We start from the raw sequence: 15,827 nt of genomic DNA, 5'->3' as shown, positions 1-15,827 counted from the left end.
GGTCAGCTTGATAGCGATTGACCCTGTTTACCTTTACGTTCGCGTCAGTTATTTTCGCGGAGATCAAGGACATCATGGAGGAAAAGATGATCCGCAGCTTCGTTCTCGCCGGCGTCATAACAGTCATCGCGGGTATCGCGCATGCCGAGGAGCCGATCGTCGGCAACTGGAAGACGGCCGCCGGTGATACGGCGGTGATCGCATCCTGCGGCGGCAGTTACTGCGTGACACTGAAGACCGGTAAATATGCCGGCCGGAAGATCGGCAGGCTGGCGGGAACCGGCGGCAGCTATGCCGGCGAGATCACCGACCCGGCCGCCGAGAAGACCTATAGCGGCTCGGGCAAGATTTCCGGCAATTCGCTGAGGATGCAGGGCTGCGTGATGAAGATCCTCTGCAAGTCTCAAACCTGGACGCGGCTCTGAGGCCATAGGGCACCTGCGCAACGATCCCAAATGCAGAAGCATGCCGACGAAGCGGCGGCATGCTTCGAAGCCCCTTGCGGCCTCCTCCGCTACGCCACCGGCGCAGTCGAATGGCGTCGAACTCCCCGGCGAATCCTTCCTGATCCTCTCTCCGCAACCTGGCCGAGCCTGTCCGGCAAGCTGAACGGCTGATGAACCGGCATCTCAGCACTCGTTCAGCCATCGCATGCCAAAACTCTTCTCACGATAGAGTTGCGTATCGGGGGCAAGGCAATGAACCACTATATTATGGCGAGACGCCTCAGCATCATCACGCTGTTTGCGGCGATCTTTGCGATCACGTTTTCGGCAGTCGTGGTGCATGAGGGCGGCGGCGGTGCGCAGTCGCATTTCGGGGCGAGCTATACCTGCCTGGAGAGAAACGGTACCTTCTGCGCGCCGACGGTGCGGTGACTGGCATCAGACACGGAAGGAGATAAAAAATCGAATTCCGCCGGCGCGCGTCGTTTGCTTGTCAAGAACAACTCTCTATAATGCGTCATGAACAAACGAATCTCTCTTTTGTCGCCCCTCGACACATCCTCTCCACCGCCTTTCCAGCCTCAGAGCTTCGATGATCCCGCCAAGGCGGTCGAGACGCTGACAGCGCTTTACGAGCGCAACACGGCGTTCCTGATCGAGAGTTTCAGCGAACTTGCGCAGGGCGCTCCGATCTCCTCGCGCTACCGCGCATTTTATCCACAGGTCAGCATCGAGACGACAAGCTACGGCCATGTCGATTCGCGGCTTTCCTACGGTCATGTCACGGCACCCGGCATCTACACGACGACCGTCACCCGGCCGAAGCTCTTCAAGCATTACCTCAAGGAGCAGCTGTCGCTGCTGATGAAGAGCCATAATGTTCCAATCGTCGTCTCAGAATCGTCGACGCCGATCCCGCTCCACTTCGCCTTCGGCGAAGGTGCACATGTGGAAGCATCGACCAACGCCTTCATCGACGTTCCGATGCGCGATATCTTCGACACGCCCGACCTCAACACCACTGACGACGAGATCGCCAACGGCGAATATATCCCGCCGCCGGGAGAGCCCTCGCCGCTGGCGCCGTTCACCGCGCAACGCATCGACTATTCGCTCGCCCGGCTGTCGCATTATACGGCGACGCATGCCGAGCATTTCCAGAATTTCGTGCTGTTCACTAACTACCAGTTCTATATCGACGAATTCTGCGGCTGGGCGCGCAAGCTGATGGCGGAGGGCGGCGACGGCTATACCGCCTTCGTCGAGCCCGGCAATGTCGTCACCCTTCCCGGCTCGAACGCGCCGGAAACGGATGCTACCCTCACCCGCCTGCCGCAAATGCCGGCCTACCATCTGAAGAAGAAGGGCCATGCCGGGATCACCATGATCAATATCGGCGTCGGCCCCTCCAACGCCAAGACGATCACCGACCATGTCGCCGTGCTGCGCCCGCATGCCTGGCTAATGCTCGGCCACTGCGCCGGTCTTCGCAACAGCCAGCGGCTCGGCGACTATGTTCTCGCCCATGCTTATATGCGTGAGGACCATGTCCTCGACGACGACCTGCCGGTCTGGGTACCGATCCCGGCGCTGGCCGAAGTGCAGGTGGCGCTCGAAGCAGCCGTGGCCGAAATCACCGGCTATGAAGGTTTCGAGCTGAAGCGCATCATGCGCACCGGTACCGTCGGCACGATCGACAACCGCAACTGGGAACTGCGCGACCAGCGCGGGCCGGTGAAGCGGCTCTCCCAGGCGCGAGCCATCGCGCTCGACATGGAATCGGCAACGATCGCCGCCAACGGCTTCCGGTTCCGCGTGCCCTATGGCACGCTGCTCTGCGTCTCCGACAAGCCGCTGCACGGCGAATTGAAGCTGCCGGGCATGGCAACGGCCTTCTACCGCACGCAGGTCAACCAGCACCTGCAGATCGGCATCCGCGCCGTCCAGAAGCTTGCCGCCATGCCGAAGGAAGCGCTGCATTCACGCAAGCTGCGCAGCTTCTTCGAAACGGCCTTCCAATAGGCCGTTTCCTCATCTGCCCGTCACGACAGGCGCCGAACCCTCGGCCAGCATCTGCGGCCTACCGGCGGCAAGATTCAGCCCTGATATCAGCAGGGTGAACGCCATCACGACGAAAGCGATGCGCAGGAGAACCTTCAGCACATCGGCATCGTCGAGTACTACCAGCTGACGCTTCTCGTTGCGACGTGCCCAGATCTGGCTTGCCAGAGCGATTTCAAGAATGCTCATTTCCATTCTCCTCGACGGGTTTCGATGAAGCCTTGTCGAGTGCTGCCTTGCGATTTCGACACCTCGTCCGCACATTTTTTTTCGCGGCGCTGTCGAAATGCATGCAGTTCGTTCGTCCATGTTTATGGGAACAGAGCAAGGAGGCTGCCGCGATGAAATATCTCTGTCAGGTCTGGTTCGATGGCGGGGTACTCGACGCCATGACGCAAGAGGAAAAGACCGAACTCGATACCAATTCCTTGAATTATGACAAGGACCTCGTCGATAGCGGGCATATGATCGTCGCCCAGGCGCTGCAGCCGCCGAAATCGGCGGTGACCGTACGGGTGCGTCATGGCGAGATGTCGGTGACGGACGGTCCCTTCGCCGAGACGAAGGAGGCGCTCGGCGGCTTCATCCTGATCGAGGCAAAGGATCTCAACGAAGCGATCCGCATTGCCGCCGGTATCCCGCTCGCCAGGCTCGGCGCGATCGAGGTACGGCCAATCCACGAATTCGGAGCTAAATGAGGAGAGACCAATGAAATTTCTATGCCAGATCTGGTTCGACACGGAAAAAAGCAAGCTGGTCCCTCAGACCGAATGGGATGCGCTGACACAGGAGTGCATCATCAGCGACAATCGCTGGCGCGAGAGCGGCCATCTGCTGGTGGCGCTCGCCTTGCATGACCCGTCAACGGCGATCACGGTCCGCCTGCGCAATGGCGAAGCCTTTGCGACCGATGGCCCATTTGCCGAAATCAAAGAGCACCTCGGCGGTTTTTTGCTGATCGAAGCCGAGACTATCGAGGAGGCGAGGACGATCGTGTCGAGTTTTCCGATCCTCAAATATTGCTCGATCGAAGTGCGCCCGACTTACTCCATTGAGGATGGGAAATAGCGATGCGCTACATCTGCCTGATTTATAACAGCACCGACACGGACGGAACGCTGACGCCTGATGAAACCGCCCAACTTATCAAAGCGCATTTCGTTTTCGATGAGGAGCTGAGCCGCGAAGGCATCATGATCCACTCCGATGCCTTGGAGATGCCTGACACGGCGACCGTGCTGCGCGTTCGCAACAACACGCTCTCCGCCACGGACGGTCCCTATGTCGAAACGAAGGAGCATCTGGCCGGCTTCTACGTCATCGAGGCGCCCGACATGGTCAAGGCCAAAGAGATCGCCGGGCGAATCCCGTCGGCCCGTTACGGCGCGGTCGAACTGAGGCCCGTGCGGACGCTGACCCTGCCAGACTGAGGAGCCCGATTGGAAAGCATCATCGAAGAAACCTACCGAACTCAGTCGCGCCGGGTGCTGGCGACGCTGATCCGTCTGCTCGGCGATTTCGACCGGGCGGAGGAGGCGCTTCACGACGCCTTTGCCGCCGCCGCCCGGACATGGCCGACGGACGGCATTCCCGGCAATCCCTTCGCCTGGCTCGTTTCGACAGGGCGTTTCAAGGCGATCGACACGATCCGACGGCGGGCGCGTTTCGATGCTTCGCAGCATCATATCGAAGACAGCCTCTACACGCCCGATGCAACGGAGATCGGCGACATGGAACCGATCGAGGACGACATGCTGCGGCTGATCTTCACCTGCTGCCATCCGCTCATCCCGGCCGATGCGCAGATGGCGATGGCGCTGAGGGAAATCTGCGAGCTGACCACTGAAGAGATCGCCCGTGCCTTCCTCATTCCGGCGCCGACGGTGGCCCAGCGGATCGTGCGCGCCAAAGGCAGGATTCGGGCGGCGAAGATCCCCTACGAGGTGCCGGGCCGCGAGGCGCTGCCGCCGCGACTCGACCGGGTGCTGCACGTCATCTACCTCGTCTTCAACGAGGGCTATTCCGCCTCTTCGGGCGAGGAGGTGGTCCGCGCCGACCTGACCGCAGAAGCGATCCGTCTGGCGCGACTGCTTCTGGCGCTGCTGCCGCATCCCGACGTCTCCGGCCTGCTGGCCTTGATGCTGCTGCAGGATTCCCGTCGCACCGCCCGCCGCGTCGGAGACGGATCGCTGGTGCTGCTTGCCGATCAGGACCGCTCGCTCTGGGATCATGCGAAGATTATGGAAGGCCTGGCGCTGCTCGCCGCGGCGATGGAAGCGGGAGAGATCGGCACCTATACGCTGCAGGCGGCGATCGCCGCCGAGCATGCCAGGGCGCCGGCTGCCGAAGAGACCGACTGGCGGCGGATCGCCTTCTATTACGATCTGCTGCTGGCGGCGCAGCCCTCTCCGATCGTCGAGCTCAACCGCGCCGTGGCGATCTCGATGGCCGAAGGACCGGCAGAGGGGCTGGATCTGGTCGACGCCATTCTGGGGCGCCAGGAGCTTGAGGCCTATCACCTTGCCCATTCGGCGCGTGCCGATTTCCTGCGCAGGCTCGGCCGCACCGAAGAGGCGATTGCGGCCTATCAAACAGCGCTGTCTCTCTGCCGGCAGGAGCCGGAGCAGGCGTTTCTGAGAAAGCGGATTTCAGAGCTTGCCACGACGTCCGAGCGGTAGTGAGATCGCCGTTCCCGTCAGCGCCGAGACAATGATCAGCAGGTGGGCATTGACGCTCGCCTGCGCCAGCGCGGCCAGGGCCAGCCGTTCGCTCGATGCGCCCAAGGCGATGGCGCCGGCGGTGATGCCGGCCGGATAAGTGCCGACGCCGCCCGGCGCATGCATCGGCAGCACGGAGGAGAGCTCGCCGCCGAGCGCGCCGCCGAAACTTGCCGCCATCGGCAGAACGCCCATCAGGCCGAGGGCCCAGGCGAGCACCATCACCTTCACCAGCCAGTTGACGATGGTCATCGCCCAGGCACGCGCAAAGGCGACGGCATCGAGCGGCAAGCCGTTTTCGATCTCGGCGACGAATTTCTGCGCCTTGTTCGGCAGCAGTCTGGCGGCTAGGCGCAGCAGCGGCTTGCGGGCGGCGAAGGCCGCGACCGGCAGCAGCAGGAAGACAGTCCAGAGCGACCAGGCAACGGCGGCATCGGCTGAAGCGACGGCAAAGCCGATGCCAGCGGCGGCCAGAAGCGCGTGCAGGTCGAGCAGTCGCATGACGAACAGCGCCGAGGTCCCGCGCGTCAGCGGAATGCCGAATTCGGTCCGCATCAACAGCGGAAAGCTGGTTTCGCCAGTTCGGAAAGGCAGCATGATGTTCAGGAGATTATGGATCTGCGTGACGCGGAAGAGGGTCGCAAACCGGCCGGCTGTCTCGTTCGGGAAATAATCATAGATGCGCCAGGTGCGCAGGAAATAGGTGCTCGTCAGCAGCACCAGCGCAGCGATCACCGGACCTGCGCCGACATCTGCCCACTGCCTGATGATGACGGGCCAACCCCAGAACCATTGGATGAAGAGGCCATAGGCTGCGACGATGACAGCCGTCAGAACGGTCATGCGATTGCGCATAAACCAGGATTGCCGGCTTTCAACGATCGAACTCTTCATGTAGTAGGCATTCCTCGCTTGGCGTCGGCATAGGTCTCGGTTCCGTCGCCAGGCGTTTTAGGAGAAATGAAGGTTGCGCACAACGGCGGAGTTGATGGCGGCGGCGAACACGCTTCTACTCTGCGAGCGCCGTGACGGCGCCTTGCCGGCTTGACGTGGAGACGATGTTGGAGCGGATTACCAAAAGCATTACGAGCGCAAGCATTTTTCTGGCAGCCTATTTCCTGCTGAACATCGCGCTTCGCATCGCCTTGCCGCATACACTCGATCTCGACGAGGCGGAGCAATCCTTCTACTCGCAATATCTGCTTGCCGGCTACGGTCCGCAACCGCCCTTCTACAACTGGATCCAATATGCCATCGTTTCGGTGACCGGCATATCGATGTGGGTGCTCTCGGTGCCGAAGAACATCATTCTCTTCGGCTGCTATCTCTTCTACGGGCTTGCTGCCCGCGAGGTGCTGAAGAGCCGTTCGCTCGCAGCGCTCGCTATGCTGAGCCTGATTACCCTGCCGCAGGTCGGCCTGATGGCGCAACGCGAACTGACCCATACGGTTGCTCTGCTGTTTGCGACCTCGCTCTTCCTCTTCGGTTTTTTCCGCACGCTGCGCCAGCCGACGATCGGGACCTATCTCCTCATCGGCATCGCCACCGGCATCGGGCTCATCTCGAAGTATAATTTCGCCATCCTGCCATTTGCCGCCCTCATCGCCGTGCTGCCGGAACGGAAATGGCGCAGCCGTCTCATCGACTGGCGTTTGCTGCCGGCGGCCGTTCTCGCCATTCTGATCGTGCTGCCGCATGCGCTCTGGCTGCCTGACAACCTCGTCAGCGCCTCCGCGCCGACGCTCGAGCGGATGACTGCCGAAGACCTGGCACCGGCCGGCCTCCCCCGCATCGGCCAAGGACTGCTGTCTCTTGTGATCGCCGTCCTCGGCTTCGTCGCTTTGCCGATCGTTCTGATCGCTGCCGCCTTCCGGCGCGACTTCTTTCGCGCGCTCTCCGCTTCCAGCCCGATGATCCGGGTGATCGAGCGGATGATGGTCATCAGCCTGCTCGCCTTCGTCGGCGTGGTCCTCTTCGCCGGCGCGAGCGACATCCACGAGCGCTGGCTCGACCCATGCCTGCTCGTCCTGCTGATCTATCTGTTCCTGAAACTGGAAACCGCAGGCTTCGATCTCTCCGCCGGCCTTGCCCGCTTCCGACCCGTGGTGCCGGTCTTCATGGTCGTCATCCTGTCGATCCTTCTCTTCCGGATCGTCGGCATTCAATATATCGGCACTTACACGAGAACGAACGTACCCTTTTCCGGCTATGTGGCTGAATTGACCGCGACCCGCAAGCCGGTTCTCATCGTGGCGGGAACCAAGTTCGTGGCCGGCAACATGCGGCTGAGATTTCCCGATATTCCCGTCGTGATCCCGTTCTTTCCCGGTCCCGGAGTTCCCCAATATGCTGACGCGAAGGGGCCGGTGCTGGTTATCTGGCGCGGCGAGACCGCAGATGATCCAACAATTTCCCCCGGCTTCGCCAATGACCTGGTGAGATCGGGCATTCATCTGCAAGAGTTGAAGACGCTGACGCTGCCCTATCTCTTCGGTGACGGCAAACGCAGCTTCTCCATTGGTTACTCCTGGGTGGAAGGCGGCGCGAAATAGCGCCCCGGCAGATCAGCCGATTGCGGGAAACCAGCATTGCCCGCTGGCAACCGGCGGACACTTCATGTAGTAGCCTTCCGCAAGTGCGGCGGCAGCATTAAAGATTGCTCGGCTGTCCGGCCTTTTGGAGATGAAAGTTGCAGACAACCGTAGAGCCCATTCGCGGTACGAATGATCCGGTACAATCGCTCGAACTGTCGCTGGTCGTGCCTATTTTCAACGAAGAGCAAAGCGTCGGCCCGCTCGTCGAACGCGTCGCGGCTGCGATGGTCAGCTACCCCCATCGCTGGGAGCTGATCCTCGTCGACGACGGCAGCACGGATGCGACGCTCGTCAACGCCCGCAAGTATGTCGGACGCGAGGGGCTGGCGCTCAGGATCGTCGAGCTGCAGCGCAACTTCGGCCAGACAGCCGCCATGCAGGCCGGCATCGATACCGCCCGTGGCCGCCTGATCGCGACGATGGACGGCGACCTGCAGAACGACCCGAAGGACATTCCTTCGATGGTCTCCGAGCTGGAACGGCGTGAACTCGACCTCTTGGTCGGCTGGCGCAAGAACCGCAAGGACGGCCTGTTCCTGCGCAAGATCCCCTCCTGGTGCGCCAACTACCTGATCGGCCGCATCACCGGCGTCAAGCTGCATGATTACGGCTGCAGCCTGAAGATCTACCGTGCCTCGATCATCAAGCAGGTGAAGCTGATGGGCGAGATGCACCGCTTCATCCCCGCATGGGTCGCCGGGGTCGTGCCGAGCTCGCGCATCGGCGAGATGGCCGTTACCCACCATGCCCGCGAGCACGGCGTCTCGAAATACGGTATTTCGCGCACCTTTCGCGTCATCCTCGACCTGCTGTCAGTGATGTTCTTCATGCGCTACAAGGCGCGGCCGGGGCATTTCTTTGGTTCGCTGGGTCTGGGCCTCGGCGCGCTCGCCATGCTGATCCTGCTCTATCTCAGCTTCGACAAGTTCATCCTGGGCAACGACATCGGCACGCGACCGATGCTGATGGTAGGCGTCGTGCTGCTGCTGTCGTCGGTGCAGATGATCACCACCGGCATCCTGGCGGAAATGATCGCGCGCACCTATTACCGCGACGATGCCTCTCCGAATTACATCGTGCGGCAGATCTTCGACGATCAAAGCCAAGCCTAAGCCGGCAGCACGATGCTGGAGCGCGCGACGAGGACGATCAAAACCGCGGGCCTGCTGCTTGCAGCCTATTTCGTGCTCAACATCGTGCTGCGCATCGGGCTCCCGCATTCGCTGGAGCTCGACGAGGCCGAGCAATCCTTCTTCTCGCAATATCTGCTGGCGGGCTACGGCCCGCAGCCGCCCTTCTACAACTGGATGCAATATGCCGTCGTTTCGGTGACGGGCATGTCGATCGGCGCGCTGATCGTTCCGAAGAACATCCTGCTGTTCCTGTCCTATCTCTTCTATGGCCTGGCCGGGCGGCGCGCGCTGAAGGACGAGGCGCTTGCCGCCGTCGGCATGCTGGCGCTGATCACCCTCCCCCAGGTCTCCTATATGGCCCAACAGGATCTGACCCACACGACGGCGCTGCTCTTTGCCAGTTCGCTGTTTCTCTACGGGCTCTTCCGCACACTCGACCAGCCCGATATGGCGAGCTACCTGCTGCTCGGGCTGGCGACCGGCATCGGGCTGATCTCGAAATATAATTTCGCGCTGATGCCTGTCGTCGCCTTGATCGCCATCCTACCCGATGCCGAATGGCGGCGCAGGGCGCTCGACTGGCGCATGCTGGCGGCGATCACTGTTGCGCTCCTCATCGTCCTGCCGCACGCGATCTGGCTGCAAGGTAATCTCGCATTCGCCTCCTCCGACACTCTGGTCAAGATGGCCGCCGGCAGCGAACCCGCCGGCGCCGTGCGGATCGGCAAAGGCCTTCTCGCCTTTTTCGTCGCCATCATCGCCTTTGCGGCGCTGCCGGTGGTGATCTTCGCTGCCACCTTCCGCCGGAATTTCGTCCGGGCACTTTCGGCGGGCAACCGCTGGACTGGGATGATGGAGCGGATGATGCTCGCAAGCCTCGCCGGCATCGCTTTGATCGTGCTGTTGACCGGCTCCACCACGGTGCGCGAGCGCTGGCTCGACCCCTTCCTGCTGGTGCTGCCGATCTATTTCCTGGCGAAAATGCAGGCCGCCGGGCTCGACCTTTCCGCCGGGCTGCGCCGCTTCCGGCCGGTGCTGCCGGTGCTGATGGCCTGCGTGCTGATCGCCCTCGGCTTTCGTGTCGTCGGCGCCGGGCTGATCGGCACTTACAGCCGGCCGAATGTGCCGATGGCGGGTTTTTCGCGCGAGATGACGCGACAGGCGGAACCGGCGCTGGTGATCGCTTCCGACACCTATATCGGCGGAAACATGCGGCTGCAGTTTCCCGATGTGCCGGTGGTGATCCCGGATTTTCCGACACCGGGCATTCCGGCCTATGCCGAGGCCAAGGGGCCGGTGCTGATCGTCTGGCGCGGCAAGAAGACCGCGACGGCTGCCGATGCGGTCATGGCGGAGCGTTTTTCCTCGGCGCTGACGGCGGCGGGTATCGCGCTGCAAGAGATCGGCTCGCTGTCGCTTCCTTATTATTTCGGCCGCCAGGGCGACAATTTCGCGCTCGGCTACGCCTGGGTTCGGCCGGAGACCAGATAGAATGACCGAGAGCAGCCGTCGCGACATCAGTTGGATCTTCGTTCTGCTGGCAGCCTATTTCGTGCTCCAGGTCGGCGTGCGGCTCGCAACCTCGCATTCACTCGATCTCGACGAGGCCGAACAGGCTTTCCGCTCGCAATGGCTTGCCGCCGGCTACGGCCCGCAGCCGCCGTTCTACAACTGGCTGCAATACACCGTCTTCCAGTTTGCCGGCGTCTCGCTGACCGCCCTTTCGGTGGTGAAGAACCTACTGCTGTTCAGCTCCTACGTGCTCTACGGCCTGACGGCGCGACTCGTGCTGCGCGACAAGGCGCTGGTGGCGATCGCCACGCTCGGGCTGCTGACGATCCCGCAAATGGCTTTCGAAATGCAGCGCGACCTGACGCACACGGTCGCGGTGTTCTTCTCGGCCAGCATCTTCTTCTACGGCTTCATCCGCAGCCTGAAGCAGCCGAGCCTTGCCTCCTACCTGATATCAGGCATCGGCATCGGTTTCGGCCTGCTTGCCAAATATAATTTCGCGATCCTGCCGGCGGCAGCCCTGATTGCCGCGCTTTCGGATGCGCGCCTGCGGCCGCGGATCTTCGATTGGCGGCTGGTGCTGACGGCGGCGGTGGCGCTCGTCATCACCCTGCCGCATCTCTTCTGGCTGAAGGACAATCTCGATTTCGCCACCGCACGCACGCTGGAGAAGATGACCGCGAGCGGCGATGCGAGCTATCTCACCCAGGTCGCCATGGGCGTCAGCTCGCTCGCTGTCGCCACCATCAGCTTTGCCGCATTGACCGTTGCTGTGTTCGCGATCGTCTTCGGCAAGAGCCTTCGCCCGGCGCTCGGCTCCGGCTCGGAATGGACGCGGCTTCTCGAGCGGATGATGCTCGTCTTCTTGGCCGGTATTCTGCTTCTGATCGTCTTCGGCGGTGCTGCCGGCATCAAGGATCGCTGGCTCGTGCCGATGCTCTTCATCCTGCCGCTCTATTTCTGCCTGAAGATCGAGGCCGCAGGCGTCACGACAGACAGAGCGTTCCGGCGTTTTATACCCATCCTCACCGTCATCATGATCGGCGTGCCGGCGGTCCTCTACGGGAGCGTTGCGACGGCGCGCTTTACCGGTCATTACGAGCGGCTGAACAGGCCTTATGCCGGCATGCTGGAAACCTTGCGCAAACAGGCCGAACCGGCCGCGATACTTGCCGGCGACAGCCTGCTTGCCGGCAATCTCAGGCAGGATATTCCCGGTGTGCCGATCCTCTCCGTGGACTATCCCGGCTTCAACCCGGATCTTACGGGCCGCCGACCGCTTCTCCTGGTGTGGCTCCTCCCGCAAAAAGGGGGTAACGAAGGGCTTCCGCCGGCCATGGCTCAATGGCTGCAGACCAATCTCGGCGTGTCCGCACCCGAGACGTCGGTGATCAACGTGCCCTATTTCTATGCGCGCGGCGACGACACCTATCGTTTCGGCTATGCCTGGGTCAACCAGCCAGGCTGAGCACAATCAGGATTTCAGCTCCTTCCAGGCCAAATCCAGCGCCAGCCTTGTAATCCTCGCCATCTCGTCCACCTCGGCGTGGCTGATTACGAGAGGCGGCGAGGCGAGCATGCGGTCGCCGGTGGCGCGCAGCACCAGACCGTTCGCCAGCGCGTGATTGCGCACCAGCGCACCGACTTGATCGGGCTTGGCATAACGGGTGCGCGTGCTCTTCTCGGCGGTAAGCTGCAGGCCGCCCATCAGGCCGATGCTGACGGCTTCGCCGGCGAGATCATGCTCTGCCAGCGCTGCCCAGGCCCTGCCGAAATAGGGGCCGATATCATCGCGCACGCGTTCGACCAGTCTTTCCTCTTCGATGATGCGCAGGTTTTCGAGGGCGGCGGCAGCGCAGACCGGGTGGCCGGAATAGGTGAAGCCGTGGTTGAAGTCGCCGACATCGTTGATCAGCACATCGGCGATGCGATCGCTGACGAGCACGCCGCCGATCGGCAGGTAGCCGGAGGAAAGTCCCTTGGCGATCGGCGCCAGATCGGGTTCGACGCCGAAATACTGGTGGCCGAACCAGGCGCCCAGCCGGCCGAAACCGCAGATTACCTCGTCGGTCACCAGCAGGATATTGCGCGCCTTGCAGATGCGGCCGATCTCCGGCCAGTAGGTCTCGGGCGGGATGATGACGCCGGCTGCGCCCTGCACCGGCTCGGCGACGAAGGCGGCGACATTCTCCTCGCCGAGTTCGTCGATCTTCGCTTCGAGTTCGCGGGCAACCTTGAGACCGAATTCATCAGGCGTGAGATCGCCGCCCTCGCAGTACCAATAGGGCTGGCCGATATGGACGATGCCCGGAATCGGCAGGTCGCCCTGCTCATGCATGTATTTCATGCCGCCGAGGCTGGCGCCGGCGACGGTCGAACCGTGATAGCCGTTCCTCCTCGATATGACGACCTTCTTGGACGGGTTGCCGACGGCGCTCCAGTAGACCCGGGCCATGCGGAACCAGGTGTCGTTCGCCTCCGAGCCGGAGCCGGTAAAGAAGATATGGTTGAAACGCTCGCCGGCATGGGATGTGACCTTCTGCGCCAACAGCGTCGCCGGCGTCGAGGTCGTGCCGAAGAAGGTGTTGTAATAGGGCAGTTCATTCATCTGCCTGGTAGCGGCATCGGCGATCTCCCGGCGGCCATAGCCAATATTGACGCACCAGAGGCCGGCGAAGCCATCGAGATATTTCCTGCCGTGATTGTCGAAGATGTAGACGCCCTCGCCGCGCTGGATGATGCGCGCGCCCTCGGCATTCAGCTTCTTCATGTCGGCGAAGGGGTGCAGGTGGTGCGCGGCGTCGATCGCGGCAAGATTCGAGGGCGGGTAAGTATCGGGCATGATTGGTAAAGACCCTCGCGGATTGAAAGGCTGATGTCGATGGGATAGGAGCTTCGCCTTGTCCCGGAGGATTTTCAAGGTCATGGCGAGCGACAGGGTGGACGGTAAGGCCGAGTGCGGCGACCCGCGTTTCGAAATCCTGATCGTCGGCATGAACGGCGACCTGCGTGGCAAGCAGCTTCCGCCCGGCGCCGAAGACAAGGTCTGGGCCGGTGACATCCGCCTTCCGACCTCGACGCAATCGCTCGACATCTGGGGCGACGACAATGACGATATCACCGGCCTGTCGCTAACGATCGGCGATCCCGACGGCAAGGTCATCCCCGACCGGCGCAGCCTGGCGCCGATGCCCTGGGCGCCCGAGGGCTCGATGCAGGTGCTCGCCACCATGCACGAATTCAACGGCAGCCCGAGCTTCATGGATCCGCGCGCCATCCTCGCTTCGGTGCTGGAGCGCTATGCGGCGCGCGGGCTGACGCCCGTCGTCGCCACCGAGCTGGAATTCTACGTGATGTCGGGAGACTGGCGCGAGACCGGGCGCCCTTCCCCGCCGGAAAGCCTCACCTATCGCGGCGAACCGAACGGTTTCCAGCTCTACGACATGAGCGCCGTCGACGCGCTCGATGGCTATTTGCAGACGCTGAGGGCCTATGCGAAGGCGCAGGACCTGCCGGCGGATGCGACGACGGCAGAATTCGGTCCGGGCCAGTTCGAGGTCAACCTGCTGCACCGCGCGGACGCGCTGGCTGCCGCCGACGATTGCCTCTATCTGAAGCGCATCGCCGAACAGGCGGCGCGCCGTCACGGGCTGAAATCGACCTGCATGGCCAAGCCCTATTCCGAACATGCCGGCTCCGGTCTGCATGTGCATGCGAGCATCATCGACGGGCAAGGCCGCAACATCCTCGATGCCAAGGGCGGCGAACCGAAGCTGCTCAAATCGGTGATATCAGGCCTGCTCGATACCATGCGCGCGGCGCAGCTGATCTTCGCTCCCTTCGCCAATTCCTACCGCCGCTTCCAGCCGGGCTCGTTTGCGCCTGTGGATCTGACCTGGGGCAGCGGCCATCGCGGCACGGCGATCCGCATCCCCGACAAGGATGGCCCGGCCGCACGCATCGAACACCGAGTCGCCGGCGCCGACGCCAATCCCTATCTGCTGCTGGCAGCGATCCTCGGCGGCATGCTCGCCGGTCTCGACGGCGAACTCGACCCCGGCGAAGAGACGACGCCCTCGTACATACCTGCGAATACGGCGCGACTGACGCATGATTTCCTCAGCGCCGTCGAGACCTTCCGCACCTCGCCCTTCATCACCGATATCTTCGGCGCGCGTTATCAGACGCTCTATGGCGACACCAAGCGCAAGGAAGCGCTTGCGCATCTGCGCACCGTCTCGGATTTCGACTACCGCACTTATCTGCCGCGGCTCTGAATTACGCGGCGGCCGACTTACGCAGCCGGCCGACTTACGCAGCGGGCTCGCGGCGTTCGTCCGCATTCACCTGAGCGGCGAGACCCTGCTTGACGAGAACCTTCAATTCGCCTGGATGCAGCCGGATCGAGACGTCGCGTTCGAGCGGCAGCAGCTCGCCGTCCATGACGCAATTGGCCTTGGAGCGCAGTTTCGGGAAATGCAGGTGCACTTCGGCCGGGTGCATCACCATGACATCGGCATTCTCGCGGACCTTGCCGCGCAGCATGTCGATGGCGAGACGGGCGACACCGAGGGGTTTCAGCGGATTTGCCGTGTAGAAGCCGAGTTCGCCGCTTCTCAAATTATCGGCGTAGAGCAGCGCGTTCTCACCGAAGGGATTGTTGGAGACTGAGATCGCCGACACCCTGCGGCGCTCGCGCATGCCGATCGCCTCGAACTCGACCTCGAATTCCGGCGGGTTGAAGATGACGCCCAAAGCCGCCTTCGTGCTCGCCCGTATCTTACCCAGCCGGGAACGATAGCTGTAGGCGTTGCGGTAGCGCACCATGCGGGCGTGCAGGCCGGCGGAAAACTGGTGGATGAAGGGCCGGCCGTTGGCGCTGGCGATATCGACATTGTCGACCTCGCCGGAGGCAAGCACATCGAGCGCCTGCCAGATATCGAGCGGCACACGTAGCGAGCGGGCAAAGAGGTTCATCGTGCCGGCGGGCACGACGCCGAGCGCAATTCCGTTCTTCCAGGCGATCGATGCCGCCGCCGAAATCGTGCCGTCGCCGCCGCCGGCGACGATGCCGTCGATATCGTCGCGCTTGGCGGCCCGCTCCATGGCAGGAACGATTTCCTTTCCTGAGAAGACGATGGCGTCGAAATCGTGCCCCGCTTCGCGGAAAGCCGCTTCCGCCCTTTTTTCATAGGCCGGCATGTCGGTGGTCTTGAAGGTCCCGCCGTCGCGATTGAAAAAGCCTACAAGCTTCATAAGAGCTCCCGTCCCTGGCGCGGAAATGCTCCTGCCTTGCCCCTGAGATGGTTGCGGTATCGCCGATTTCAAGCGCAACCTTCTTTCCTGACAAAGGGCAGAAATGCA

The 15,827-nt window shown here is 62.4% G+C and carries 16 protein-coding genes; 12 read left to right on the top strand and 4 right to left on the bottom strand.

The genetic code is table 11. The features are described 5' to 3' along the window. Positions 1-86 precede the first annotated feature (86 nt). The 3 genes from HFO71_RS12330 to HFO71_RS12320 all read left to right on the top strand — a co-directional run bounded on the left by HFO71_RS12330 (position 87) and on the right by HFO71_RS12320 (position 2,468). Positions 87-425 (top strand): DUF2147 domain-containing protein, encoded by a 339-nt coding sequence (locus tag HFO71_RS12330; protein WP_025393904.1) that lies wholly within the window; start codon positions 87-89, stop codon positions 423-425. 273 nt (positions 426-698) lie between these two features. After that, positions 699-878 carry a hypothetical protein gene (locus tag HFO71_RS12325; RefSeq protein WP_020049280.1) on the top strand — a complete coding sequence of 60 codons (180 nt, stop codon included), beginning with the start codon at positions 699-701 and terminating at the stop codon, positions 876-878. 87 nt (positions 879-965) lie between these two features. Then, on the top strand, positions 966-2,468 hold the full coding sequence (locus HFO71_RS12320) for an AMP nucleosidase (RefSeq protein WP_077976097.1): 1,503 nt from the start codon (positions 966-968) through the stop codon (positions 2,466-2,468). Between the two features lie 9 nt (positions 2,469-2,477). On the opposite strand, the gene HFO71_RS12315 is transcribed toward HFO71_RS12320, so the two are convergent. Beyond that, positions 2,478-2,696 carry a hypothetical protein gene (locus HFO71_RS12315; RefSeq protein ID WP_025393901.1) on the bottom strand — a complete coding sequence of 73 codons (219 nt, stop codon included), beginning with the start codon at positions 2,694-2,696 and terminating at the stop codon, positions 2,478-2,480. Between the two features lie 152 nt (positions 2,697-2,848). Between HFO71_RS12315 and HFO71_RS12310 the strand changes: the two genes are divergently transcribed. Genes HFO71_RS12310 through HFO71_RS12295 form a run of 4 tightly spaced genes read left to right on the top strand, consistent with a single transcriptional unit; the run spans position 2,849 to position 5,185 of the window. After that, the gene (locus HFO71_RS12310; protein WP_077976095.1) at positions 2,849-3,205 is read left to right on the top strand and encodes a YciI family protein; all 357 of its coding nucleotides are present in this window, start codon (positions 2,849-2,851) and stop codon (positions 3,203-3,205) included. A gap of 10 nt (positions 3,206-3,215) precedes the next feature. Next, a complete protein-coding gene (locus HFO71_RS12305) occupies positions 3,216-3,575 on the top strand; it encodes a YciI family protein (protein WP_025393899.1) in 360 nt (119 codons plus the stop codon). Between the two features lie 2 nt (positions 3,576-3,577). Further along, on the top strand, positions 3,578-3,937 hold the full coding sequence (locus HFO71_RS12300) for a YciI family protein (protein ID WP_025393898.1): 360 nt from the start codon (positions 3,578-3,580) through the stop codon (positions 3,935-3,937). Between the two features lie 9 nt (positions 3,938-3,946). After that, positions 3,947-5,185, top strand: coding sequence for an RNA polymerase sigma factor (locus HFO71_RS12295; protein WP_221988143.1), 1,239 nt, complete (start codon positions 3,947-3,949; stop codon positions 5,183-5,185). Here the strand turns inward: HFO71_RS12295 and HFO71_RS12290 are convergent. After that, entirely contained in the window at positions 5,156-6,118 is a 963-nt protein-coding gene (locus tag HFO71_RS12290) for a lysylphosphatidylglycerol synthase domain-containing protein (RefSeq protein WP_077976093.1), read from the bottom strand. The two genes, HFO71_RS12295 and HFO71_RS12290, sit on opposite strands and share 30 nt — an antisense overlap. Positions 6,119-6,282: 164 nt before the next feature. On the opposite strand from HFO71_RS12290, the gene HFO71_RS12285 reads away from it, so the two are divergent. The 4 genes from HFO71_RS12285 to HFO71_RS12270 all read left to right on the top strand — a co-directional run bounded on the left by HFO71_RS12285 (position 6,283) and on the right by HFO71_RS12270 (position 11,931). Next, the gene (locus tag HFO71_RS12285) at positions 6,283-7,776 is read left to right on the top strand and encodes an ArnT family glycosyltransferase (protein WP_077976092.1); all 1,494 of its coding nucleotides are present in this window, start codon (positions 6,283-6,285) and stop codon (positions 7,774-7,776) included. Positions 7,777-7,913: 137 nt separating this feature from the next. Next, positions 7,914-8,930 carry a glycosyltransferase family 2 protein gene (locus tag HFO71_RS12280; protein WP_077976091.1) on the top strand — a complete coding sequence of 339 codons (1,017 nt, stop codon included), beginning with the start codon at positions 7,914-7,916 and terminating at the stop codon, positions 8,928-8,930. Between the two features lie 12 nt (positions 8,931-8,942). Then, positions 8,943-10,442: an ArnT family glycosyltransferase gene (locus HFO71_RS12275; protein ID WP_077976090.1), complete on the top strand. Its 1,500-nt coding sequence runs from the start codon at positions 8,943-8,945 to the stop codon at positions 10,440-10,442. Between the two features lies 1 nt (position 10,443). Then, entirely contained in the window at positions 10,444-11,931 is a 1,488-nt protein-coding gene (locus HFO71_RS12270; protein ID WP_077976089.1) for an ArnT family glycosyltransferase, read from the top strand. Between the two features lie 6 nt (positions 11,932-11,937). Here the strand turns inward: HFO71_RS12270 and HFO71_RS12265 are convergent, their stop codons facing one another. Next, positions 11,938-13,305, bottom strand: coding sequence for an aspartate aminotransferase family protein (locus tag HFO71_RS12265; RefSeq protein WP_077976088.1), 1,368 nt, complete (start codon positions 13,303-13,305; stop codon positions 11,938-11,940). An 82-nt stretch (positions 13,306-13,387) separates the two neighbouring features. On the opposite strand from HFO71_RS12265, the gene HFO71_RS12260 reads away from it, so the two are divergent. Continuing rightward, a complete protein-coding gene (locus HFO71_RS12260; protein WP_077976087.1) occupies positions 13,388-14,740 on the top strand; it encodes a glutamine synthetase family protein in 1,353 nt (450 codons plus the stop codon). 34 nt (positions 14,741-14,774) lie between these two features. Here the strand turns inward: HFO71_RS12260 and HFO71_RS12255 are convergent, their stop codons facing one another. Next, the gene (locus HFO71_RS12255; protein ID WP_077976086.1) at positions 14,775-15,719 is read right to left on the bottom strand and encodes a diacylglycerol/lipid kinase family protein; all 945 of its coding nucleotides are present in this window, start codon (positions 15,717-15,719) and stop codon (positions 14,775-14,777) included. Between the last annotated feature and the right edge of the window lie 108 nt (positions 15,720-15,827).

The sequence above is a fragment of the Rhizobium laguerreae genome (assembly GCF_019778565.1).
Lineage (GTDB): Bacteria > Pseudomonadota > Alphaproteobacteria > Rhizobiales > Rhizobiaceae > Rhizobium > Rhizobium laguerreae.
The sequence above is the reverse complement of the archived record's forward strand: the minus strand, read 5'-3'. Positions and strand labels throughout refer to the sequence as shown.